We start from the raw sequence: 22,009 nt of genomic DNA on the forward strand, positions 1-22,009 counted from the left end.
ACCGCTGTGAAGGGCCTAGTCGGCCGCAAAGGCCTCGCGCGTCAGGTTGACCGCTCCGTTCCGCGTTGCGACCACGTTGTCTTCGATGCGAATGCCGCCGAAGGGCTTGAAGGCCGCTACGCGATCCCAGTTCACATCGGAATTGGCAGGCGTCGGACGGAGCTCGTCGAGCAGCATGTCAATGAAGTACAGTCCGGGTTCGATGGTGACGACGCTGTTTTCTACCAGCGTGCGGGTCATGCGCAGATACGGTTGGCCTTCGGGACGATCGATGCGACCGCCGCGATCGGAGGCATGGAAGCCCGCCACATCGTGCACTTGCAGACCAATCGGATGACCCACGCCATGCGGGAAGAACGCATTGGAAATGCGCGAGGACAGTGCGGCCTCGGGCGAGCAGCGAATCAGATCGAAATCGCGCAGCACCTGTGACAGCGCTGTATGCGTATTCATGTGGATGTCGCGGTAGTCGGTGCCGGGCAGCACTTGCGCGCACAGATCCAGTTGCACGCGGTCCACGGCATCAATCAGTGCCTGGAATTCATCCTGCTGCGTCGAGTACGTCCGTGTGATGTCGCTGGCATAGCCTTGGTACGAGGCGCCGGCATCGATCAGGAATGAGCGTGTCTGCGTTGGCGCTTGGCGATCGCGGGTCATGTAATGCAACACGGCCGCATGTTCGTTGAGGCCAATGATGTTGCAGTAGGGCAGATCGTTGGCATCCTGACGTGTAGCGGCGCAATACGCCAGGTGGATATCAAATTCGCTCAAGCCGTCGCGGAAGGCCTGTTCGGCCGCCCGATGACCGATGACGCCAATGCGTGTCGCCTCGCGCATCATGGCGATTTCGTACGCCGTTTTGGCGTGGCGATGGAATTCCAGGTAATCGAGCACCGCCGGCGGATTGTTCGGCACAAACGGTCCGAGTGCGGCATTGTCCTCGCCGAGGATGGCGCAACGTGCAGGATTGGAGGGCAGTAGTTTGAGCGCTTCATCCGGCGTGCGAATGATCGAGATTTCAAATTCCGATGGCCAGTAGCCGGTCGGATCGCTGGGGACGGTGTGCCAGTAATCGTGTGGCTGCATAAAAATCAGGCGCGGCTTGCTGCCGGGCGTGATCACCAGCCAGCTGCCCGGTGCCTGCGTGACCGGCAGCCAGGCTTTGAACTGCGGGTTGACGGCAAACGGGTAATCGCGATCATCAAAGTACTGATAGCGCAGCACGCCCGCCGGAACGACCAGGTGATCCAGTTCGGCACGCTGCAGGGCCTCGGCTGCGCGCTGCTGCAGAATGCTCAGATGCTCCGGATAGAGCGAGGCGAGGGTGCTATCAAGGGTGTCGGTCATGGCAACGGTCAACGGGCAAACATCAGCCTTCATTATTGAACGTGCGCTCGCTGCTGGCAAACGCAGAGCCTATAGGCGGGGCTCTACAGGAACAGTTCCATCAGATCGTTGGTAAAGCGGCGGCCCAGTTCGGTCGGGCAGACCAGATCGCCTTCGACGGTGATCAGCTCGCGTTCCAGCGCCATGGCCAGCGGTTGTGCGATGACGGCGCGGTCCAGTCCCGTGCGCAGTTCAAACATGCTCAACGGAAAGCCGTCGTTCAAACGCAAGGCGTTCATCATGAACTCGAAGGGTAAACGGTCCGCGGTGACCATCTCATCGGTCCCGAAGTTGGCGGGCGTGCCGACAGTGTCCAGATAGACGCGGGGATGTTTGAGCTTGTCGCGTCGGCGAATCTGCTGCGCGGCGCCTTCGGTGATCTTGCCGTGGGCGCCGGCACCGATTCCCAGATAGTCGCCGTATTGCCAGTAATTGAGATTGTGCTGGCAACGGCGGTTGTCGCGCGCATAGGCGGAGACTTCGTATTGCTTGAAGCCCGCGGCGGCGAGCGCACTTTGGCATTCCATCTGCATATCCCAGGCGCTGTCGTCGTCGGGCAGGCGTTCGGGTGGGCGTGCGTAGAACACGGTGTTGGGTTCCAGCGTCAGCTGGTAGTGCGAGATGTGCGTGGGGTTCAGGGCTAGGGCGCGCTCAATGTCGTGCAGTGCGCCGGCCAGGTCCTGCTCGGGCAGTGCATACATCAGATCGAGATTGATGTTGTCGTAGCCTGCATCCTGCGCCATGCTTACGGCGCGTTCGGCCTCGCCGCTGTTATGAATACGGCCCAGCGTCTGCAGAGCGCGGTCATCAAAACTCTGGATACCAAAACTCAGGCGATTGATGCCGGCGGCGCGGTAGCCTTCGAAACGGCCATGTTCTGCGGTGCCGGGGTTGGTCTCTAAAGTAATCTCGCAACCGGGCGCCAGCGATAGCAGGGCAGACGCGCGTTGTAGGAAATCGTCCATGAATTCCGGCGGCATCAGCGAGGGCGTGCCGCCGCCGAAGAACACGCTATGCACCACGCGGCCCCACACTAAGGGCAAATCCTGTTCGAGATCGCGGATCAGCGCGTCAACATACTCGCGCCATTGCACCTCGCCGCGGCGCTCATGCGAGTTGAAGTCGCAGTAGGGGCATTTGCGTACGCACCACGGTACGTGGACATACAGACTGAGCGGCGGGGTACGCAACATGTGTGGGCGCGCTTAGTCGGCCAACAGATCGGGCGCGCGCAAGCGCTCGTGCAGTTTGCGCATGGCAATGCCGCGATGGCTAATGCCGTTCTTGAAGGCACTGTCGAGCTCTGCAGCCGTCTGACCAAAGCGCGGATCCAGAAACATCGGGTCGTAGCCAAAGCCGCCTTGGCCACGTTGATCGTCGATGACTTCGCCGTACCAGCGACCCTCGGTCACAATCGGCGCCGGATCGTCGGCGCTGCGCACCATGGCAATGGCAGAAATATAGAACGCCGAAAACGGAGCATCGGTCGGCGTGGCTCGCAGCAACTCACGCAACTTGGTCATGTTGGCCTGTGCATTGCCATGTTCACCGGCAAAACGCGCGCTGTAGAGTCCGGGGCGGAAATCCAGGGCTTCGACACACAATCCGCTGTCATCGGCAATGGCGGGCAAGCCTGTTACCTGCGCAGCATGTCGTGCCTTGAGGATGGCGTTCTCGATAAAACTCAAGCCGGTTTCATCGGCATCGCTCACGCCCAATTCCTGCTGCGGGATGCACTCCCAGTCGGTGTCAGTGAGCAGATCCCGAAACTCGGCCAGCTTGCCATTATTGGATGACGCGATGACGATGCGAGTTTTCATGCAGTAACTGACTCCAATGCCTGCCGTTGCAGTTCAATCAGTTGGGTGATACCCACCGATGCGAGTGCGGTCATCTGCTGCAGTTCTTCCATGCGGAAGGCATGGCCTTCGGCCGTACCTTGCACTTCAATAAAGCCACCGCCGTCATTCATCACGACATTCATGTCGGTGTCGCAGTCACTGTCTTCGGCGTAATCGAGATCAAGGACCGGCACGCCGCGGTACACGCCAACCGAAACGGCAGCGACCGCACCGAACAGCGGATTGGTCTTGATGTCGCCGCGTTTACGTAGAACGCTGATGGCATCGCACAGTGCCACGTAAGCGCCGGTAATAGCGGCGGTGCGGGTGCCACCATCGGCCTGCAGAACATCGCAGTCGAGCGTGATGGTGCGTTCGCCCAGGGCCTTGCGGTCAATGCAGGCGCGCAGTGAACGGCCAATCAGGCGCTGAATCTCGAGCGTGCGGCCACCTTGCTTGCCGCGTGCCGCCTCGCGGTCAACGCGCGTGTGAGTGGAGCCGGGCAGCATGCCGTATTCGGCGGTGACCCAGCCGTCGCCGGTGCCGCGCAAAAAGCCGGGAGTGCGATTCTCAACCGAAGCCGTGCACAAAACGCGGGTATCACCGAACGAAACGAGTACCGAGCCGGCGGCATGGCGGGTAAAGCCGCGCTGCAGGGTGACAGGGCGCAGTTGGTCCGGCGCACGGCCGCTGGGTCGGGAAAAATCGCTGGACATGGCCATTTCGCTGTCAAATTACGGGGTTCAAGTTTACCATTGGACATTCCTCGACTATTTAGAACGCCCGCGCACTCCATGATCAAGAGCATGACCGGCTATGCCGTCGCCGACCTTCAATGTGACTGGGGGCGCTTGAGCTGCGAGATCCGTTCCGTCAATTCACGGCATCTGGAGTTGTTCGTGCGTGCGCCCGATGAGATTCGTGCGCTCGAGCCGCAGGTTCGTCGTCTGGTGCAGGCACGCGTTCAGCGCGGCAAGGTCGAGGTCAATTTCCGCGTCAAACGCGAGTCGAGTGCCGATACCTCGGTCAATCGCGATGCGCTCAACCGTTACGCACAGTTGGCAACCGAGCTGAGTGATCAGTTTCCCGGCTTGACCACCGAGTTCGGTCGTTTGCTGGCATTGCCCGGCGTGCTGCAAGTTCCCGATCTCGAACCGCAGCAAGTCGAGACCGATGTGCTGGCCGTCACCGAAACCGCGCTGGCTGCGTTTATCGAGTCGCGCGAGCGAGAGGGCGCAGCCTTGTTGCAGGCCATTACGCAACGGGTTGACGGCATTGCCGCCATCGCTGCGCAGGCTCGCGAGTGGGTGCCGATGATTCGTGAGGCGCAACGCACCCGCTTGCTGGATCGGCTAGGGGAAATGGCCGCGTCGGTTGATCCTTCGCGCCTGGAACAGGAGCTGGTGCTGGCATTGACCAAGCTCGATGTCGATGAAGAGTTGGATCGTCTGGACTCGCATGTGGTCGAGGCTCGCCGAGTCCTGGCGCGCGATGAGGCGGTCGGACGCCGTTTGGACTTCCTGCTGCAGGAATTTAACCGCGAAGCCAATACGTTGGGCTCCAAGTCCGTCGATTCGCGCACGGGCGCCGCGGCGGTTGAGCTCAAGGTGCTGATTGATCAGGCCCGTGAGCAGATCCAGAACATCGAGTAAAGTGAGTTTATGAGAGGCACACTATTCATCGTTGCCGCGCCCTCGGGTGCCGGTAAATCCAGCGTGGTCAACGCGGCCATCGCTCGCGATCCGAACATCTCGCTGTCCATTTCCTTTACCTCGCGGGCTCCGCGGCCGGGTGAGCGTCACTCCGAGCACTATCACTTTGTCGATCGGGCCACCTTTGAGCAGATGATCGAAGAGGGCGAGTTCTTCGAGCACGCGCTGGTCCATGGCGACTGGAAGGGCACCGCCAAGCAGTCCGTCGAGCCGCAACTGGCCGCCGGTCGCGATGTGCTACTGGAGATTGACTGGCAAGGCGCGCGCCAGGTTCGCGCACAAATGCCGGGTGCCATCAGCGTGTTTATTCTGCCGCCCTCAACGTCTGCGCTGGAGCAGCGCATGCGCAACCGCGGTCAGGACAGTGACGATGTGATTCGCCAGCGTCTCGCTGCCGCCCGCGATGAAATGTCGCACTACGGCGAGTTCGATTACCTCATCGTCAACGAGCATTTTGCGGTGGCGGTCGATGAGATGTGCTCGATCTTTACGGCCTCGCGTCTGCGTAAGGATCAGCAGGTGGCCCGCCATCAGCCCCTGATCAGTGAGCTGCTGTCCGACTGAGAACGGCCGAAGTTTTTCGGAATAGTCTTTAAAAACAATGGGTTACGATGAGCGCTCCGGACCCGGCGCGGCGCGCCTCTTGACCGGATGCCGGTCTAGCGTCATAATGTTCAGTTCGAAATTCACAGTGCCGCAATCCGGCAGGATCTCCATTTCATGGCCCGTATTACCGTAGAAGATTGCCTGCAAAAGGTCGATAACCGCTTTGAGCTGGTCATGGTGGCTGCCAAGCGCGCCCGTCAGCTCGCCAACGGCGTGGAAGCCACGCTCGATAATCGCGAAACCAAGGACAAGCCGACTGTGCTGGCCCTGCGCGAAATCGCCGAAGGTCTGATCACCGAAGACTATGTCAACCAAGTCGAAAAGGCCGAACGCGAACGTCGCGAACGCGAAGCCATCGAATGGAAGGCTGCCGAAGTCGTCAGCGACGAAGATCTCGCCCGCGGCGACGACTGAGTTCGATGCACCGGGTCGGACAGTGGTCCGGCTTGCATTGCATTGCAAAGGTACAAAGGCCCTGATGTGTCATCAGGGCCTTTTTTGTTAATCTTAGATATGACTTCGATCGAGCCGATTCTGACCACACCGGTAGCACCGTCGCCACCGTCAACGGTGGTGCCGGACTATGTGCTCGATCTGGAGCGCGCCGCCGCCTATCTGGGCGCTGAGCAGCTCAAGCGTTTGCGTCGTGCCTATGAGATCGGTGCGTCGGCCCATGTCGGCCAGATGCGCAAATCGGGCGAGCCCTACATCACGCATCCGGTTGCGGTCGCCAAGATCCTGGCCGAGCAGGGTCTGGATGGTGACAGCCTTATTGCCGCCATCCTGCACGACACGATCGAGGATACGCCGATCACGCGTGACGATCTGGCTCGCGAATTCGGTGAGGATGTCGCTCACATTGTCGAAGGCGTGACCAAACTCGACAAGCTCCAGTTCAAAGACCGGCATGAGGCCACGGCGGAAAGCTTCCGCAAGATGATGCTGGCCATCGCGCAGGATTTGCGCGTGATCCTGATCAAGCTGGCCGATCGACTGCACAACATGCGCACGCTCGGTGCTCAAAGTGCAGAGGCGCGACATCGCATAGCCCGCGAAACGCTCGAGGTCTATGCACCCATCGCGCAGCGTCTCGGTATGAACCTGTTCAAGGCCGAGCTGCAGGATCTGGGCTTTAAGGCGATGCATCCGTGGCGCCATGCGGTGCTGCAAAAACGGATTCGTTCGCAGCCGGTGGTGCGGCGCGAGGCCATGGTCCAGATCGAATCCTCGCTGGCACAGCGCCTGGCGCGCGAAAAACTGCAGCATCGGCTGATCAGTCGCGTTAAATCGCCGTGGAGCATCTACACCAAGATGCGCGTCGAGCATAAAACCTTTGCTCAAGTCATGGATGTGTTTGGCTTCCGCCTGGTAATGCGCAACGTCGCCGATTGCTATCACGCACTGGGGGTCGTGCATTCACTGTACAAGCCGGTGGATACGCGCTTCCGTGACTTTATTGCGATTCCTAAGGGCAACGGATATCAGTCCCTGCACACCGTGCTGTTCGGGCCGTATGGTGCGCATGTCGAGGTGCAGATCCGCACTGAGGAAATGGATGCGGTGGCCGAGCGCGGCATTGCGGCGCACTGGACGTACAAGAACGGCGGCCGTCAGAGCTCCGCAGAGATGCGGGCGCGTAACTGGATCGAGTCGCTGCTCAGTGACCAGCTCAACACCCAGTCGTCGGTCGAGTTTTACGAGAGCGTCAAGATCGACCTGTTCCAGGAAGAGGTCTACGTGTTCTCGCCCAAGGGCGACATTCTCAGCTTGCCGCGCAATGCCACGGCGCTGGATTTCGCGTACATGGTTCACACCGATGTCGGCAATCATGCCGTCACCGCACGCATCAACGGCAAGCTGTCGCCGCTACGAACACAGTTGGGTAATGGGGACCGCGTCGAGATTGTGACGACGCCGGCTTCGATCCCCAAGCCGCAATGGTTAGAGTTTGTCGTCACGGGCAAGGCGCGCACCGCCATTCGCCAGCAACTGAAACAGCTCGAGCACGAAGACGCCATCGAGATCGGACATCGCATGCTCGATCGCGCTCTGGAGCAGTTGGGCAGTTCCATTGAGCGCATCCCGGCCGGACGTCTCGAGTCGTATCTGCAGGACAACAAGATGAATCGGCTCGAGGCCTTGCTGGCGGAGATTGCACTGGGCAACTGGTTGCCGTCGCTCGTTGCGTCGTCCCTGGTGCAGCAAACGTCTGCAGAGCAGTCGGGCGCCGACGGCAAGCCGATTTATATCCCGCGTGATCGCCTGCTGATCAACGGCACCGAGCGCAATGTCATTAGTTTTGCTTCGTGCTGCACACCAATCCCCGGCGATGAAGTCATGGGCTTTCATACCGCCGGCAAGGGCATTGTGGTGCACCGTATCGATTGCGCCAACGTGCCCGACTATCGCAAACATCCCGAGCGCTGGGTCAACGTCGGCTGGGATCGCAAGGTGGCTGGCGACTATACTGCAGCCCTGCGAATGGAACTCGATAACCGCCAAGGGGCCTTGGCTCAGGTGGCGGCGGCCATTGCCGAAGCGGATTCCAACATTGATCGTGTCGAATATGTCGATCGGGATTCGCTGGTTGGCATCGTCCGTTTCGTGATCGAAGTGCGCGATCGCAAGCATCTTGCAGATATCATTCGTCGTCTGCGCCGCCTTAAGGTGGTGCTGGGCATCAACCGGATCTAATCATGAGCAACAGGCAAATCATTCAAACCACCAATGCACCGGCAGCGATCGGTCCGTATTCGCAGGCCGTGCGCGTCGACAATACCGTGTACCTTTCGGGGTGCATCCCATTGGATCCGGAAACCGGTCTCGTGGTTGAGGGCGATATCAGCGCGCAAGCCCGTCGTGCCTTCGACAATTTGCAGGCGGTGTGTGAGGCGGCCGGTGGCTCGCTCAATGATGTGGTCAAGCTGGGCCTGTTTCTGACAAACCTGGGTGACTTTGCGGCGGTCAACTCGGTGATGGCTGACTATTTCGAAGCGCCGTATCCTGCACGTTCCACGGTCGAGGTGTCTGCATTGCCGCGCGGCGTGCAGTTCGAAGTGGACGGCATTCTCGTTCTCGAGTAAGGCATGGCCGGCGCCTCGCTTGGCGCGTTGCGCGGGATCGGTCCCAAGGTGCTGGAGCGCCTGGCGGCCCAGGATATCCGCGAGTTATCGGACCTGTGGTTCTTTCTGCCGCGCGGTTACGAGGACCGAACGCAGCTGACCTCCGCTGCAGGTTTGCGCGACGGCATTCCGGCGCAAGTGCTGCTCACCATTCAATCCGCCGAACGCGTATTCCGCGGCAGGCAGCAGTTGCTGGTTGAGGCTGCCGATGAACATGGCGATCGCGTCACGCTACGGTTCTTCCATTTCAACGAAGCGCAACGTCGTTCGTTTCGCGAAGGGGCTCGTGTCCTAGTCTACGGCGCACCTCGCGTTCGTCTGCTGGGTCGTGATTTCGTGCATCCTGCGTATCGTCTGTTGGGCGATCACGAACAGGTGGTGCTCGGCGATCGACTGTTGCCGGTGTATCCGGAACTCGAGGGTGCCGGTCCGGGCACGGTGCGGGGCTGGGTTGAGCAAGCGCTCAAAAAGCTGCCGACCGGAGAGGAGCTGGAGCTGTTGCCGGCCCACATTTCGCGAGCGCTGCAATTGCCGACGCTGCGCGAGGCCTTGCTGTTCGTGCATCATCCGCCGGTCGGGACCGACGTCCATTCCATTAAAGACGGTCTGCATCCGGCACAACAACGTCTTGCGTTCGAGGAGCTATTGGCGCATCACTTGAGTCTGCGACGGCAGCGCCTGTCACAACAGTCCAAAAAAGCGCCGGTACTGAATGATTCGCGCTTGGCAGAGCAACTGCTGCAGCAACTGCCGTATCAGTTGACCGGTGCGCAGCAACGCGTACTGGGCGAGATCAGCAACGACCTCAGCGGTGATACGCCCATGCTGCGTCTGTTGCAGGGCGATGTCGGATCCGGCAAAACCATCGTGGCGGCGCTAAGTGCCTTGTTTGCAGTGGCCAAAGGGCGGCAAGTCGCCGTCATGGCGCCCACGGAACTGCTGGCTGAGCAGCATCTGCGCAATTTCTCGCAGTGGCTGAAGCCGATGGGGATCAAGGTCGAATGGTTGGCCGGTAAGATCACCGGGCGCAAGCGCGAACAGGCGCTGCAGCGCATTGCCAATGGCGAGGCTCAAGTCGTAGTTGGCACGCACGCGCTGATGCAGGAGGGTGTCGAATTCGCGAACCTGGCCTTGGTCATCGTGGACGAACAACATCGTTTTGGTGTCCATCAGCGCTTAGCGCTGCGCGATAAAGGATCCACCGATCAGTACACTGCGCATCAGCTGGTGATGACGGCGACGCCAATCCCACGCACCTTGGCCATGACGGCCTATGCCGATCTCGATGTGAGTTCGATCGACGAACTGCCGCCGGGTCGAACACCGGTACGCACGGTGGTGTTGCCTGATACGCGACGCGATGAACTCACGCAACGACTGATTGATGCCTGCGCGCAGGGACGGCAGGCGTACTGGGTCTGCACACTAATCGAGGAAAGCGACGAGATCGAAGCCCAGGCTGCCGAGGCCGCATATGCCGAGCTGCAGAAACAGGCTCCGGGTTTGCGCATCGGACTGGTTCATGGCCGCATGAAGCCCGCTGAGAAACAGGCGGTGATGCAGGGTTTCAAAGATCATCAGCTCGATGTGCTGGTGGCAACAACCGTGATCGAAGTCGGCGTTGACGTGCCCAATGCATCGCTAATGGTGATTGAAAATGCCGAGCGTCTGGGCCTGGCGCAGTTGCATCAGTTGCGTGGACGTGTGGGGCGGGGCAGTGCGGTCAGCGATTGCGTGCTGATGTTCCGTGCGCCCTTGTCGGCGATGGCAAAGCAGCGGCTGCAGGTCATGCGCGAGACCAATGATGGCTTCGTGATTGCGCGTCAGGATCTGGAACTGCGTGGCCCCGGCGAGATTCTGGGCACGCGGCAAACCGGGCTGGCCGGCTTCCGCTTCGCGGATCTGATGCGCGATGCGGATTTGTTGCCGGTCGTGCAGCAGGTGGCGCAACAGCTGATGGCCGACGACGCGCCGGTTGTGGATCGGCTGCTGCAGCGCTGGATCGGGTCTTCGCTGCGTTACGCACAGGCGTAAAACGCAGCTGCGATACACTAGGCCGATGTCCAAGATTCCTCTGCTGATTGATACGGATCCAGGTGTCGATGATGCCCTCGCGATCCTGATGGCGCTCAACGAGCCATCGGTCCAAGTCGTAGGGCTGACGGTGGCCGCCGGCAATGTCGGTTTGCAGCACACCGTAGCCAACGCACTCAAGCTGGTCGAAGTCGGCAACGCGCCGCAAGTGCCTGTATTTAAGGGCTGCGATGCGCCGCTCGTGCATCCCTCGCCCGATGCGGCCGATGTTCATGGCGCCGATGGTTTTGGCGATGTGAATTACCCCAAGGCCAACGGTACTGTGCACGATGAGCATGCCGTGCAGGCCATTCTGCGCTTGTCGCACGAACACACCGGTCAATTGCTGCTGGTGGCCTTAGGTCCGCTGACCAATATCGCGGCGGCCCTAAAGATCGATCCGACGTTGCCGCAACGCATTGCCCGCTTTGTGGTGATGGGTGGTGCGGTCACGGCGCATGGCAATCTGACGCCGGCTGCTGAGTTCAACATTGCGTTCGATCCTGAGGCCGCTAAGGTTGTGTTTGATGCCTTCCCCATGACCGAGCTGGTCGACTGGGAGGCTACGATTGCGCATGGACTGCCGCACGATCAGATCGAGACTTGGCTGGAGCAGGACAGTGAGGCGGCGTGTTTTTACGAGCTGATCTCACGGCGTACCCGCAACTGGGCCAAATCCCTGCGTGGCTTTGGCGACTGGCACTCGGCCGATTCGCTGGCCATGACGGTGGCTCTGGAGCCCACGGCTGCGCTGCGTACGGAGCGCCGGCCGCTGATGGTGGAGACCCGAGGCGAGTGGACCCGAGGTGCTACGGTCATCGACTGGAACCGCCAGACGGGCCGCGCAGACAACGTGCAAATTGCCCGAGAAGTGGATACGGGCGCCTATTTCGGCCGCGTGAAACGGGCTCTGGGCGGATAAAACGGATTTTCTTAGCCTAGGGCTTGCAGAACCGTAGAATCCTCGGTACAATAGCGGTCTTTCACTTTAACCGAATGGTGTTTGCCATGGCAAAAGAAGGCATCCATCCCGAATACCGCGAAGTGGTCTTCCAAGACGTGACGACCGACTTCTCCTTCCTGACGCGCTCGAATCTCGCCACCACGGCTAAAGAATCGATCAAGTGGGAAGACGGCAACGAGTACCCGCTGATCAAGGTGGACATTTCGTCGGCTTCGCATCCGTTCTATACGGGCAAGCACTCGATTGTTGACACTACCGGCCGCGTGGACAAGTTCCGTAAGCGCTACGGCAAGTAAGCCCCGCTTGCGCTGTTCGTGATACCAAAGACCGCTGGAAACAGCGGTCTTTTTTGTGTCTGGTGTAAATCCGCACGGGGGCGAATGTGCGATAATACAGTACGTAAAAATGCATTGAACCGGAGTCTGTCAGTGGCTGTAAATCATCTCGACAACGTGACCTTGAACGCAGGCGATAAGCAAGTTGAACTGCCCGTCGTTAAGCCGAGCATCGGCGCCGATTGCGTTGACATTGCTAAATTGCCTAAAGAAACCGGCATGTTCACTTATGATCCGGGCTTCACCGCCACGGCATCGTGCAAGTCGGCCATCACCTATATCGATGGCGACCAGGGCGTGCTGCTGTATCGCGGCTACCCGATTGAACAGCTGGCGGAACATTCGAACTTCCTCGAAGTCGCCTATCTGCTGATGCACGGCGAACTGCCGACGCCGACAGAATTCAAAGCCTTCGAAGATGAAATCACGCACCACACCATGGTGCACGAGTCCGCCAACTCGGTGATCAAGGGCTTCATGCACGATGGCCACCCGATGGCCATGCTGATCTCCATGCTGGGCGCACTGTCGGGCATCTATCACAACGATCTCGATCTCGACGATCCGGAACAGCGCCGTCTGGCTGCTATCCGCCTGATCGCCAAGGTGCCGACCATCGCTGCCGCTTCGTACCGTCATTCGATCGGCTTCCCCAAGAGCTACCCGCGCAATGATCTGGATTACGCCTCGCGTTTCCTGACCATGCTGCGCGAAGTGCCCTCGGAAGAGTTCGAACTGAATCCGGTCGCTGCTAAGGCGCTGGATCTGCTGCTGATTCTGCACGCCGATCACGAACAGAACGCCTCGACTTCGACGGTGCGTCTGGTCGGTTCGACCGGTGCCAACCCGTATGCCTCGGTGGCTTCGGGTGTTGCCGCATTGTGGGGACCTGCACATGGCGGCGCCAACGAGGCCGTGCTCAAGATGCTCAAGGAAATCGGCAAGCCCGAAAACGTGGCATCTGCCGTCGAAAAGGCCAAGAACAAGGATTCGGGTTTCCGCCTGATGGGCTTTGGCCATCGCGTGTACAAGAACTACGATCCGCGCGCCGCTCTGGTCCGCAAGATGACTCACGATGTGCTGGCTCAGCTCAACGTCAACGATCCGCTGCTCGAAGTCGCCATGCGCCTCGAAGAAGCGGCACTGAAGGACGAGTACTTCGTGCAGCGCAAGCTGTATCCGAACGTCGACTTCTACTCGGGCCTGATTTACAAGGCTCTGGGTATTCCGGTCGAAATGTTCACCGTGATGTTCGCCATTGGCCGTACCCCGGGTTGGGTTGCACATTGGCTGGAACAGCAGCTGGATCCGGAAAGCAAGATTGGCCGCCCGCGTCAGGTTTACACCGGCGCCGTCAGCCGCGACTACGTGCCCGTCGATAAGCGCTAAGTCTCTTGCCCACCCGCATACAGCTATTTCTGCTGTTTTTGCGCCTCGGCCTGTCGAGTTTCGGCGGGCCGATTGCGCATCTGGGGTACTTCCGCCGCGCTTTCGTTGAACGCCGTCACTGGTTAACCGACGAAGAGTATGCCGATCTCGTTGCGTTGTGCCAGTTCCTGCCCGGTCCGGCCAGCAGCCAGGTCGGCATGGCGATCGGCTATCGCTTCCACGGCGTACCGGGCGCGCTGCTTGCATGGCTGGGTTTCACCTTGCCGTCGGCCATCGTCATGTTGGCGGCCGGCTATCTGCTAATCGGACATCCGCATTGGGCGCAGTCCGGCGTCGTACAGGGGCTCAAGATCGCGGCGGTGGCCATCGTGCTGCAGGCCGTGCTGAGTATGTGGCGCTCGCTGTGCACCACGTCGGCGCGCAAGGTGATCGCCATTGCTGTGGCTACACTGATGCTGATGTTCCCGACACCGGTGGCGCAGCTGGCTGTACTGGCGAGCTTTGCGCTACTGGGATGGCTGTTCGCGAATCGTCGCGGGGAACCCGAAACCTGGACGATGGAGCCCGTCGATCATTCGCGCTCGGATTTTCCTTTTCTGCAGCTGTTTGTAGCGCTACTGATTCTGCTGACGACGCTCGGTTCGCAACTGCAGGAGCTGCCGGTACAAATCGCCGACGGCTTTTACCGCACTGGCGCTTTGGTCTTTGGCGGTGGGCACGTGGTGCTGCCGTTGCTCCAACACGTGACCGAAGGCTGGATTGACGCTGATCGGTTCCTGGCCGGCTATGGTCTCGCGCAGGCTTTGCCCGGGCCGCTGTTCGCCCTCGCTGCGTATCTCGGTGTGGCTGCCGGCGGCAAACTGTGGGTGGGCGTGCTGGCCCTAATCGCGATTTTCCTGCCGTCATTTCTGCTCGTGTGCGGCGCGTTACCGTACTGGCAACGCCTTCGTCGCAATGCGCGCATGCGCAATGCGCTCAATGTCGTCAATGCGGCCGTAGTCGGTTTGCTGATCGCCGCTTGGATCAATCCCGTTGTCAGCAGCGGTGTGCCGGGCGCTGCGCATGCAGTCGTGGCCGTATTGGCGTTTCTGCTACTGCAATGGCGGCGCATGCCACCGATCATCGTGGTCGCACTCTGCGCACTGGTCGGTCGGCAGTTCCTAGGTGCCTGATAAGGCCTGACTGCCCATCGGCTTAGCGACCAAAAAACGCCGTGATCTCATCGTCTGCCAGTAACGCCTGTGCCTGCGCCAGATTCGCCCGTCGTATCGGCCGCTCGTCGATTACCGATAACGGCGCCTGACGCAAGGCCGTAGCGGGCAAGGCAATGATTTCAATCGGCAGCTCGTCGGCCTCAAAGCGATAGACCGGCGCTTCGAGTTCGCGCTCCCGATCCAACCGAATGCGTCGCGATCGCACTTCGTGGTCAATGCGATGCTGATCCAGCCAGCGATCCAATGCTTCGGGTTCGTCGCTATGCACATGCAGCGTGACCGGCGAACGATGATCGGCCGTGCCTTCGAGCACCGGGCCCACTAAGCGCGGGTCAAATGATGCAAAGAACTGTAAGGCCTCGACTGCGGCCTCTCGCCGGCGCTGCAGCGCGCGATCCTGGCCCGTCACAAACAGGCGCTGATATTCACGCAGAGCCGCTTCAATCTCGGTGTTCCGCGGCAACGAGGCATCATCAAAAATACCCAGACGTTCGGCCGCTTTATGTTTGGCCTGAAGATAATCGCGGGTACCGCCCTGGGCAATAATCTTGGCGGCTTCAGTAGCGACGCGATGGCGTCGCTCACGCGTTCGCGTCTGCGAATGCTCGATGGCGTGCTGGCGTGCGTTGGGCATCTGCATGTCCTCGCGATGGCGGCGCCGACCCGTAATGAAAACGGGGACACCGTACAACACGATGTCCCCGCAACCATAGCACAAGGTAGTGACGCTTAGAACGTCTCGACCTGCGGCGGTGTCACCGGTTCCGTTGTGGCGTCAGGTGCCGTTGCAGGAGCCGCCGTCGAGGATTCCTCGCGCGGCGCGGCGGCGGGTTTGGCGCCGGTCGTAGGCACTTCAGGCTGCTTCTCGCCGAAATCGACATAGAAGTCGCTCATATCGAGATCTTCTTCCTTGACCCATTCGCCCGCTGCATCTTTGTTGACCGTACTCATGCGGCTGCCCGATTGCGCCACTTTGATCATGCCCTTAGGTACTTCAAGCTTCTTGACCGGCTCTTTGTTCAGCGCAGTGCGCATGAAGTTGATCCAGATCGGCAAGGCCGACGCACCGCCGTATTCGCCGCGCCCCAGTGTCTTGAAGTCATCGCGTCCGACCCAGACCACGGTGGTGTAGCGACCGCCAAAACCGGCGAACCAGGCGTCGCGGTGATCGTTGGTGGAACCCGTCTTGCCGCCGATGTCCGGCCGGTTCAGCACCAACGCCGCCGTTGCCGTACCGCGTTGCACGACATCGCGCATCATCGAATTCACTTGGAAGGCCACGCGCGGATCCATAGCCCGCTGAGCAATGGTGGCCGTCTTGGGATCAAAACCCTCAGGCAGCTTGGTCGGCGCATCGGCAGCGTCCTGATCGGCCTGCGCATTCTGTGCCTTGGCCTGTTCCGAATCACCGGCAACCTTGGGCTTGCGCGCCGGGGAGAAGTCGAAGCCATCGAGCTGGTAGCTGGTCGGCGCCGGCGTGTTGAGGCCGTTGCCCAGACCGCTGTCGCAGTTGGAGCAGGCGACTGCCGGCTTGTGCTTGTAGATCAGGTTGCCCTGACGATCACGGATCTCCGAGATAAACCACGGAATGACGTGATAGCCACCGTTATTGAAGGCGAGAAAACCTTCGGCCATTTTCATGGGCGGCAGATCGGCGGTGCCCAGAGCCATCGTCAGGTTGCGCGGCAGCGTCTTGGCATCAAAACCGAAATAGCTGATGTACTTGATGGCATAGTCGATACCGATAGTCTTGAGCAGACGAATCGAAACCAGGTTCTTGGAGCGGACCAGCGCATCACGGATGCGAATCGGTCCGGAGAACCCGCCGCCATCGTTCTGCGGGCGCCAGATCTTGCCCTTGCCCATGCGCAGTTCCAGCGGGGCATCCTGCACGATCGAACCCGGATTCATGCCGCGCTCGAGTGCCGCTGCATACACAAACGGTTTGAACGAAGAGCCCGGCTGACGCTTCGCCTGGATCGCGCGATTGAACTTGTTGCCTTCGAAACTGTAACCGCCGGTCAGAGCTCGAATTTCACCGGTATCCGAATCGATCGAAATCAGGGCGGCTTGCGCGCGCGGCACTTGGCCCAGTGTGTACCGCGGATTGTCCGGGTTGATGACCTTGCCGGCCGCATCACGCTCCGGACGCAGATAGACCAAGTCGCCACGCTTTACTTGGCCGGCGGGGTTGGCCCCACGATAGCCCTGTCCCGCGAGCAGCTTATGGACCTTGCCGTTCTTGAGCACGACATCGGCGCCACCGCCCGGAGTGGCCAGCACGATGCCCGGCACCATGGTGTTCTGCGGGAAGTAATCCTGCAGACGTTCGGCGGTGTCGGCGACGTCCTCGTTGCGGGGCAACTCAAAGTTCTTGGTGGCACCGGCCCAGCCGTGACGGCGCTGATAAAGATCCAGGCCAAAGGTGAGGGCGCGGTCGGCAGCGGCCTGCAGCTTCGGGTCCACCGTGGTGGTGATATGCAGGCCCTTTTTCATGATGTCCTTGCCGTAGCGCTGGATCATCTCCTGGCGGACCATTTCGGCCACATACGGGGCATACACCTCGATCTGGCGCTCGTGCGGTGTGGCATGCATCGGCACAGCCTGCGCAGAGCGCATCTCGTCCGCACTGATGTAACCCAGCTCACTCATGCGCTGCAGAATATAGTCGCGGCGGATCTTGGCGCGTTCGGGATTATCCAGCGGGTTACCGCTCGAAGGGAACTTGGGCACGCCGGCCAACGAGGCCATCTCATCCAACGACAGGTCTTTGAGTTTTTTGCCGAAGTAGAATTCGGCCGCGGCACCCACGCCATATGCACGGTTACCGAAGAAGCTCTTGTTGAGATAGATCTCGAAGATCTCATCCTTGCTGAGCTCGCGTTCAATCTTGAGCGCAAGGAAGATTTCAGACAGCTTGCGCGAGTAACTGTATTTGTTGGTCAGAAAGACCTGCCGCACCACTTGTTGCGTGATGGTGGAACCGCCCGGTACGCGGTCATCGCTGGTGGTCAGCAACAGCCACACGGCCCGGCCAATACCCTTGGCATCAATACCGGGGTGCTTGTAGAAATTCTGATCCTCGATCGAGATAAAGGCCTGCTTGAGACGGTCGGGCACGTCCTTGATCGCGACGGGATAACGGCGGCCTTCGCCATACAGGCTCATGAGTTTGCCGTCAGCGGAATAGACGTACATCGGCTCCTCGAGCTGCATCTCGCGCAGCTCCGCGGCACCGGGCATGCGCGGTGTCAGGAACGTGTAGATGCCGACTACGGTCAGCAGCCCCAGCAGGAACAAACCGGCTGCACTCAGCAGCGCCCAGCGCCAGTACTTGTTCTTAGGCATGCGGGCCCTGAGGCCGGTCGGAGTCGAGGTCGGTTCAGTCATTCCTCGATTATACGGAAGTCCGCTCGGTCGCCCGTTGTGATCGGCTTGCTGACAATGCGCTCAGCGATGTGCTGATCGACCCGCGTTTGGCGCCGCACCAGACTGGCTGTAAGTCCTTGGGAGCGCCGTCCATGCAACGTCTGCTACAAACCGCCGTCACCCGCCAGTCGCGTGACCTGCGCATCGGTATTGAGATTGCCCAGTCCGCCGTCAAGTTGGCGGCCGTTCGTCGCCATGCGCAGGACCGGACCCTAGAGCGCTTTCTGGTCGAGCCGCTGCCGCATGGTGCCGTCGTCGATGGCCGGATCCGCAACCCTGAGGCCGTGGTGGAGGCCCTGCGCCGCCTGCGCGTCAAAAGCGGCTTGCCGCGCACCGAGATTGTCACCGCCTTGCCGGATGCGGCGGTGCAGTTCAAAGTGCTGCGGGTGGAGCGCAATCTGCCCGCGCGTGAAACCATGGCCCTGGCCCGGCGTGAGGCCCGCACATTGATCCGGGATCCACAGATTCCGTTGGCTGTGGATGTCGCCTCGCTTGGCAGCGCTCGAATCGACGACGAATTACGCGACTTGCTGCTAGTCGCCGCCAAGACGGTGGATGTGCGCCACCACGCCGAACTGTTCCGCCGTGCGGGCTGGCAACCGACCATTCTCGAAGTGGACAGCATGGTCGCTCGGCATGGCATCGGCCATCCGCTAGTGCACTACGACAGCGGTGCGCCGGTTGTTGCGGTGTTTGATCTGGGCGCGGGCGGCATCCATTTGAGTGTGCTGCGCGGTGATCATCCGCTGTTTCACCGCGCGCAGCGTTGGGATCCTGACCGGTTCGATGTGCTGGCAGGTCCTTCGAGTGAGTCCTTTATTGATACCGTGCGGTCGCTGGTGCAGGCTTTTCATCGACATACCGGGATCGAGCATCTGGATCAGCTGCAGGTGACGGGTGGTCTGAGTCTGGATGCGCACTGGGTCACCGAACTGGCCGACTGGATCGGGATGCCGGTCGAACCGTGGCGCGCGGAGGCGGTGGTGCAACTGGGCCGCGGAGTGCAGGAGATGGATCCGCTGCAGTTGCGTTCGCAGGCCTTTGTCCCGCTATCGCTGGCCTTGCGGGGTTTCGAATGAGTGTGCCTGTGCATTTGCGCATCGGCTCCGGCGTGAATCTGGCCGATTGGCGCGGTACCAGCCGGCGGCGATCGCTTCGCAATCTGATCGCGATCACCTTGGTGCTGTGCGCGTTGGTGCTGGTGGCGGTGTGGGCCCTGCGTTGGCATTGGCTACAGATCGCTGCGCAGTCTCGCGTTCGACAGCAGGCCGTCCAGGCAGAACTAAGAGCGATGGCACCCGGCCTGGCAGAGGCGGCCGCCGTGGAGCAGGCGCTGCAACGCTGGCGTTCGGTACCGGCCTGGCGACAGGCGGCGGCACTGGAGCATTCGCGGATCCTGTACTTGTTTCGGGATCTCAGCGCACATGCTGCCGAGGGTGTGCGGCTGGAGTCGGTCGCGATCGAGGGCGATGCGGTGCAGATTGCCGGGACGGTCAGCAGCAAGGCGCTGGCGCTCGATTTCGTGCGGGCCTTAAAGGCGCGCGGATGGCCAACGACGGCGCCAATGGTGGGCTCCGCTAACGGTGAATTGCGTGGGTTCCAGTTGCTCATCAAGCCCAAGGTCAAAGCCGCGAGTAAGGACAAGACCGCATGAACCGGCAATGGTTGAAACAGCAACTGGCGGATGTGAACTGGCGCACTCCCGAAGATTGGCCGGTGCCCTTGCGTGCAGCGGCGATGGTTCTATGCGCGTTACTGGTAGCGACCGTAGCGGTAGCGCTACTGGCGCGGCCGGCCTATCAGGCACGGCAGCGGGCCGAACTGGCCCTACAGGCAGCGACGGCGGAGCAGGGCCGTGCACAGGAGCGTGTCCGGGGCGTGGCGCAACAACGACTGGAGTTGCAGAGGTTTGGCGGGCAGGGTGCGCTTCCGACGGCAATGGCAGTGCTGGTGCGCAGGGCTGCAACGGGTGGCGTAGCGGCGCTGGAGGACCAGGGCGCACTGCAAGTCAACGGGCGTGGCCGATTTAGCGACCTGATGGGTTGGTTACAGGGTGCGGCGACGCCATCCGATCCCTTACTGGCCGGGTGGCGACAGCTGCGGGTGGAATGGCGCGGCCAAGGCCTGGAATGGGATGGACAACTCGACCCATGGAGTGCAGGCAAAACGAAGGCCATCGCATTTGATCCTTTAGGGCATGCGGCGCGCGCCGATCGGGATCCGTTTGCGCCGCCCGAGGCGTCCTTGCCGGTGCCATCAATTGGCACCGTATCGGTACCCGGTGCAGTAGCGACGGTCGCGGACGCGACTTCTGCCTGGCCGCCCTTGCCCTTATCGCAGCAGTCGCTCAGCCATCTGCGATATGTCGGCACGATCGGAGTCGCCGCCCAACGGCAAGGCTTGCTGCTTGCCGGCAACACGCTGTATCGCGTCGCGGTCGGGGATCGCATCGGCATGGAGCGTGCGCGCATTACTGCGATTGCTGCTGACCGTCTCATCGCCGGTGAGACCGTGCTGGCCCTGCCACCGCAATCTTTAGGAGTATCACCATGAAGTCTGCCTGGTTGTTTGTCCTGTTGTGGCTGGCCGGAACGGGGCAAGCCCAGGAGCGTCTAATTTCCGTGGATGCGCAGGATCTGCCCGTCCGCATCGCGCTGCAGCTGGTCGCGCAGGAGGCGGGGGTCAGCATCGCGACGGCCGACAGCGTCGTCGGTACCGTGACCCTAAAGCTTGACCGCATTCCTTGGCGAGACGCACTGACCGTAATCGCCCGTAGCAAAGGACTGGTCGTGCGTGAGCAAAACGGTGTGCTGTGGGTAGGGCCGGGTCCGCTCAGCGACGATGGCGATGTGCCTCTGGAAACCGTCACGATCCCGATCCGATTCCACAGTGCCGCGCAAATTGCCAAAGCGATTACTGATGCAAAAGGTCTGGCCTCGGCGACTGCGGCGACTGCGGGCGCTGCAGTGAATGCGACAGACACCGCCGGGGCGTTCTTGTCGTCACGCGGTCGGCTGTTTGCGGACGAGCGCAGCAACATGCTGGTCGTTAGCGATGTACCCGAAAAGATCACCAAGCTCAAAGCGCTGGTCCGGCAGCTCGATGTGCCGGCTCAGCAAGTGCTGATTGAGGCGCGGGTCGTGGTGGCTTCGGAGCGGTTCGGTCGCGAGCTCGGTTCGCGTTTCGGCGTCAATGCGCAACGTGGTCGCTATGCGCTGGGCGGGAATCTGGAGACGACCGCAGAGAATATAAGCGAGGGCTCCTTGGCCAAATCGGCGCTGATGACGGGTCTGGCGTTGGCAAGTCCCGCCGGTGCCGCCGCCCTGAGTGTGTTGCGGGCAGGCACACAAGTCGACCTGGAACTGCAGGCCATGCAGGCCACCGGGCAGGGACAGATTATTTCGCAACCGCGAATCATTACCACCAACCAGCAATCGGCGCGAATCGCCCAAGGTCGTGAGATCGGCTACGTGACCCTGCAAAATCACGGTAACGGGGATCCTTCGCCCAATGTGGCGTTTAAGGAGGCGCTGTTGGAGCTGCAAGTCACGCCGACCATCACGCCCGATGGCGAGGTCTTTCTGCAGGTGCAGCTGAAAAAGGATGAGCTCGACGGCTATGTGCAGACGACCGTGGGGGATATCCCGCAGATCAACAAGCGCGAAGTGACAACGTCGGTGCTGTTGCGTAACGGTCAGACCTTGGTGGTTGGTGGCGTGCAGGAGGATCTGCGCCAGGACGCGCGCAGCGGGTTGCCGTTCCTTGGAGATTTACCGTGGCTCGGTGCGTGGTTTCGCAAGACCCGGGCGCAACACGATCGGGCCGAATTGCTGATCTTTCTGACGCCGACGGTATTGCCTGCGCAGCCGACTCAAAGCTGAATCAACGGCAATGAAGACTTCTGAGAGTGACGATGTGCGCATGACAACTTAACGAGG

Annotated in this window: 20 protein-coding genes; 14 read left to right on the forward strand and 6 right to left on the reverse strand. The window is 60.8% G+C overall.

All coding sequences use genetic code 11. The features are described 5' to 3' along the window. Positions 1–15: 15 nt before the first annotated feature. The 4 genes from pepQ to rph all read right to left on the reverse strand — a co-directional run bounded on the left by pepQ (position 16) and on the right by rph (position 3,943). The gene (gene pepQ, locus V3390_RS04415; protein ID WP_331703644.1) at positions 16–1,347 is read right to left on the reverse strand and encodes a Xaa-Pro dipeptidase; all 1,332 of its coding nucleotides are present in this window, start codon (positions 1,345–1,347) and stop codon (positions 16–18) included. A gap of 83 nt (positions 1,348–1,430) precedes the next feature. Then, positions 1,431–2,579, reverse strand: coding sequence for a radical SAM family heme chaperone HemW (hemW, locus tag V3390_RS04420; protein ID WP_331703515.1), 1,149 nt, complete (start codon positions 2,577–2,579; stop codon positions 1,431–1,433). 12 nt (positions 2,580–2,591) lie between these two features. Further along, a complete protein-coding gene (rdgB, locus tag V3390_RS04425) occupies positions 2,592–3,206 on the reverse strand; it encodes an RdgB/HAM1 family non-canonical purine NTP pyrophosphatase (protein WP_331703516.1) in 615 nt (204 codons plus the stop codon). Continuing rightward, positions 3,203–3,943: a ribonuclease PH gene (gene rph / locus V3390_RS04430; protein WP_331703517.1), complete on the reverse strand. Its 741-nt coding sequence runs from the start codon at positions 3,941–3,943 to the stop codon at positions 3,203–3,205. The genes rdgB and rph overlap by 4 nt, the downstream gene beginning before the upstream one ends. A gap of 78 nt (positions 3,944–4,021) precedes the next feature. Here rph and V3390_RS04435 point away from each other — a divergent pair, with 78 nt between their 5' ends. From V3390_RS04435 to chrA, 10 genes are all read left to right on the forward strand, one after another. Next, positions 4,022–4,879, forward strand: coding sequence for a YicC/YloC family endoribonuclease (locus V3390_RS04435; RefSeq protein WP_331703518.1), 858 nt, complete (start codon positions 4,022–4,024; stop codon positions 4,877–4,879). 9 nt (positions 4,880–4,888) lie between these two features. Next, positions 4,889–5,503 carry a guanylate kinase gene (gmk, locus tag V3390_RS04440; RefSeq protein ID WP_331689160.1) on the forward strand — a complete coding sequence of 205 codons (615 nt, stop codon included), beginning with the start codon at positions 4,889–4,891 and terminating at the stop codon, positions 5,501–5,503. Between the two features lie 156 nt (positions 5,504–5,659). Continuing rightward, complete coding sequence (gene rpoZ, locus V3390_RS04445) at positions 5,660–5,959, forward strand: DNA-directed RNA polymerase subunit omega (RefSeq protein WP_331689161.1); 300 nt, start codon at positions 5,660–5,662, stop codon at positions 5,957–5,959. Between the two features lie 99 nt (positions 5,960–6,058). Next, positions 6,059–8,239, forward strand: coding sequence for a RelA/SpoT family protein (locus V3390_RS04450; protein ID WP_331703519.1), 2,181 nt, complete (start codon positions 6,059–6,061; stop codon positions 8,237–8,239). Positions 8,240–8,241: 2 nt separating this feature from the next. Further along, complete coding sequence (locus V3390_RS04455) at positions 8,242–8,628, forward strand: RidA family protein (RefSeq protein ID WP_331689163.1); 387 nt, start codon at positions 8,242–8,244, stop codon at positions 8,626–8,628. A gap of 3 nt (positions 8,629–8,631) precedes the next feature. Continuing rightward, complete coding sequence (gene recG / locus V3390_RS04460; RefSeq protein ID WP_331689164.1) at positions 8,632–10,701, forward strand: ATP-dependent DNA helicase RecG; 2,070 nt, start codon at positions 8,632–8,634, stop codon at positions 10,699–10,701. A 25-nt stretch (positions 10,702–10,726) separates the two neighbouring features. Further along, complete coding sequence (locus V3390_RS04465) at positions 10,727–11,662, forward strand: nucleoside hydrolase (protein ID WP_331703520.1); 936 nt, start codon at positions 10,727–10,729, stop codon at positions 11,660–11,662. 86 nt (positions 11,663–11,748) lie between these two features. Beyond that, positions 11,749–12,000 (forward strand): type B 50S ribosomal protein L31, encoded by a 252-nt coding sequence (locus tag V3390_RS04470; protein WP_331689166.1) that lies wholly within the window; start codon positions 11,749–11,751, stop codon positions 11,998–12,000. Between the two features lie 132 nt (positions 12,001–12,132). Next, the gene (locus tag V3390_RS04475) at positions 12,133–13,428 is read left to right on the forward strand and encodes a citrate synthase (RefSeq protein ID WP_331703521.1); all 1,296 of its coding nucleotides are present in this window, start codon (positions 12,133–12,135) and stop codon (positions 13,426–13,428) included. Between the two features lie 5 nt (positions 13,429–13,433). Beyond that, positions 13,434–14,600 carry a chromate efflux transporter gene (gene chrA, locus V3390_RS04480; RefSeq protein ID WP_331703522.1) on the forward strand — a complete coding sequence of 389 codons (1,167 nt, stop codon included), beginning with the start codon at positions 13,434–13,436 and terminating at the stop codon, positions 14,598–14,600. 22 nt (positions 14,601–14,622) lie between these two features. On the opposite strand, the gene V3390_RS04485 is transcribed toward chrA, so the two are convergent. Both V3390_RS04485 and V3390_RS04490 read right to left on the reverse strand, forming a co-directional pair. Then, the gene (locus V3390_RS04485; RefSeq protein ID WP_331703523.1) at positions 14,623–15,276 is read right to left on the reverse strand and encodes a hypothetical protein; all 654 of its coding nucleotides are present in this window, start codon (positions 15,274–15,276) and stop codon (positions 14,623–14,625) included. Between the two features lie 95 nt (positions 15,277–15,371). Continuing rightward, on the reverse strand, positions 15,372–17,990 hold the full coding sequence (locus V3390_RS04490; RefSeq protein WP_425493012.1) for a penicillin-binding protein 1A: 2,619 nt from the start codon (positions 17,988–17,990) through the stop codon (positions 15,372–15,374). A gap of 173 nt (positions 17,991–18,163) precedes the next feature. On the opposite strand from V3390_RS04490, the gene pilM reads away from it, so the two are divergent. From pilM to pilQ, 4 genes are read left to right on the forward strand one after another with little or no spacing between them, the layout of a single operon-like run. Continuing rightward, positions 18,164–19,150 carry a type IV pilus biogenesis protein PilM gene (gene pilM / locus V3390_RS04495; protein ID WP_331689171.1) on the forward strand — a complete coding sequence of 329 codons (987 nt, stop codon included), beginning with the start codon at positions 18,164–18,166 and terminating at the stop codon, positions 19,148–19,150. A gap of 8 nt (positions 19,151–19,158) precedes the next feature. Continuing rightward, positions 19,159–19,725 (forward strand): PilN domain-containing protein, encoded by a 567-nt coding sequence (locus tag V3390_RS04500; RefSeq protein ID WP_331703525.1) that lies wholly within the window; start codon positions 19,159–19,161, stop codon positions 19,723–19,725. Continuing rightward, positions 19,722–20,624, forward strand: a complete 903-nt coding sequence (locus V3390_RS04505; protein ID WP_331703526.1) for a pilus assembly protein PilP — start codon at positions 19,722–19,724, stop codon at positions 20,622–20,624. The genes V3390_RS04500 and V3390_RS04505 overlap by 4 nt, the downstream gene beginning before the upstream one ends. Beyond that, positions 20,621–21,952, forward strand: coding sequence for a type IV pilus secretin PilQ (gene pilQ / locus V3390_RS04510; protein WP_331703527.1), 1,332 nt, complete (start codon positions 20,621–20,623; stop codon positions 21,950–21,952). Before V3390_RS04505 ends, pilQ begins: the two co-directional genes overlap by 4 nt. The last annotated feature ends 57 nt before the right edge of the window (positions 21,953–22,009 follow it).

This window comes from Aquilutibacter rugosus (genome assembly GCF_036541335.1).
Taxonomy (GTDB): Bacteria; Pseudomonadota; Gammaproteobacteria; order Xanthomonadales; family Xanthomonadaceae; genus Aquilutibacter; species Aquilutibacter rugosus.

Excerpts from the sequence above, each read along its gene's own strand:
- pilQ (WP_331703527.1), top strand. The coding sequence starts at position 20,621 with ATGAAGTCTGCCTGGTTGTTTGTCCTGTTGTGGCTGGCCGGAACGGGG.
- pilM (WP_331689171.1), top strand. The coding sequence starts at position 18,164 with ATGCAACGTCTGCTACAAACCGCCGTCACCCGCCAGTCGCGTGACCTG.
- V3390_RS04435 (WP_331703518.1), top strand. The coding sequence starts at position 4,022 with ATGATCAAGAGCATGACCGGCTATGCCGTCGCCGACCTTCAATGTGAC.
- pepQ (WP_331703644.1), bottom strand. The coding sequence starts at position 1,347 with ATGACCGACACCCTTGATAGCACCCTCGCCTCGCTCTATCCGGAGCAT.
- rph (WP_331703517.1), bottom strand. The coding sequence starts at position 3,943 with ATGTCCAGCGATTTTTCCCGACCCAGCGGCCGTGCGCCGGACCAACTG.
- recG (WP_331689164.1), top strand. The coding sequence starts at position 8,632 with ATGGCCGGCGCCTCGCTTGGCGCGTTGCGCGGGATCGGTCCCAAGGTG.
- gmk (WP_331689160.1), top strand. The coding sequence starts at position 4,889 with ATGAGAGGCACACTATTCATCGTTGCCGCGCCCTCGGGTGCCGGTAAA.
- V3390_RS04490 (WP_425493012.1), bottom strand. The coding sequence starts at position 17,990 with ATGCCTAAGAACAAGTACTGGCGCTGGGCGCTGCTGAGTGCAGCCGGT.
- V3390_RS04455 (WP_331689163.1), top strand. The coding sequence starts at position 8,242 with ATGAGCAACAGGCAAATCATTCAAACCACCAATGCACCGGCAGCGATC.
- V3390_RS04505 (WP_331703526.1), top strand. The coding sequence starts at position 19,722 with ATGAACCGGCAATGGTTGAAACAGCAACTGGCGGATGTGAACTGGCGC.
- rpoZ (WP_331689161.1), top strand. The coding sequence starts at position 5,660 with ATGGCCCGTATTACCGTAGAAGATTGCCTGCAAAAGGTCGATAACCGC.
- V3390_RS04470 (WP_331689166.1), top strand. The coding sequence starts at position 11,749 with ATGGCAAAAGAAGGCATCCATCCCGAATACCGCGAAGTGGTCTTCCAA.
- V3390_RS04465 (WP_331703520.1), top strand. The coding sequence starts at position 10,727 with ATGTCCAAGATTCCTCTGCTGATTGATACGGATCCAGGTGTCGATGAT.
- rdgB (WP_331703516.1), bottom strand. The coding sequence starts at position 3,206 with ATGAAAACTCGCATCGTCATCGCGTCATCCAATAATGGCAAGCTGGCC.
- hemW (WP_331703515.1), bottom strand. The coding sequence starts at position 2,579 with ATGTTGCGTACCCCGCCGCTCAGTCTGTATGTCCACGTACCGTGGTGC.
- V3390_RS04485 (WP_331703523.1), bottom strand. The coding sequence starts at position 15,276 with ATGCCCAACGCACGCCAGCACGCCATCGAGCATTCGCAGACGCGAACG.
- V3390_RS04450 (WP_331703519.1), top strand. The coding sequence starts at position 6,059 with ATGACTTCGATCGAGCCGATTCTGACCACACCGGTAGCACCGTCGCCA.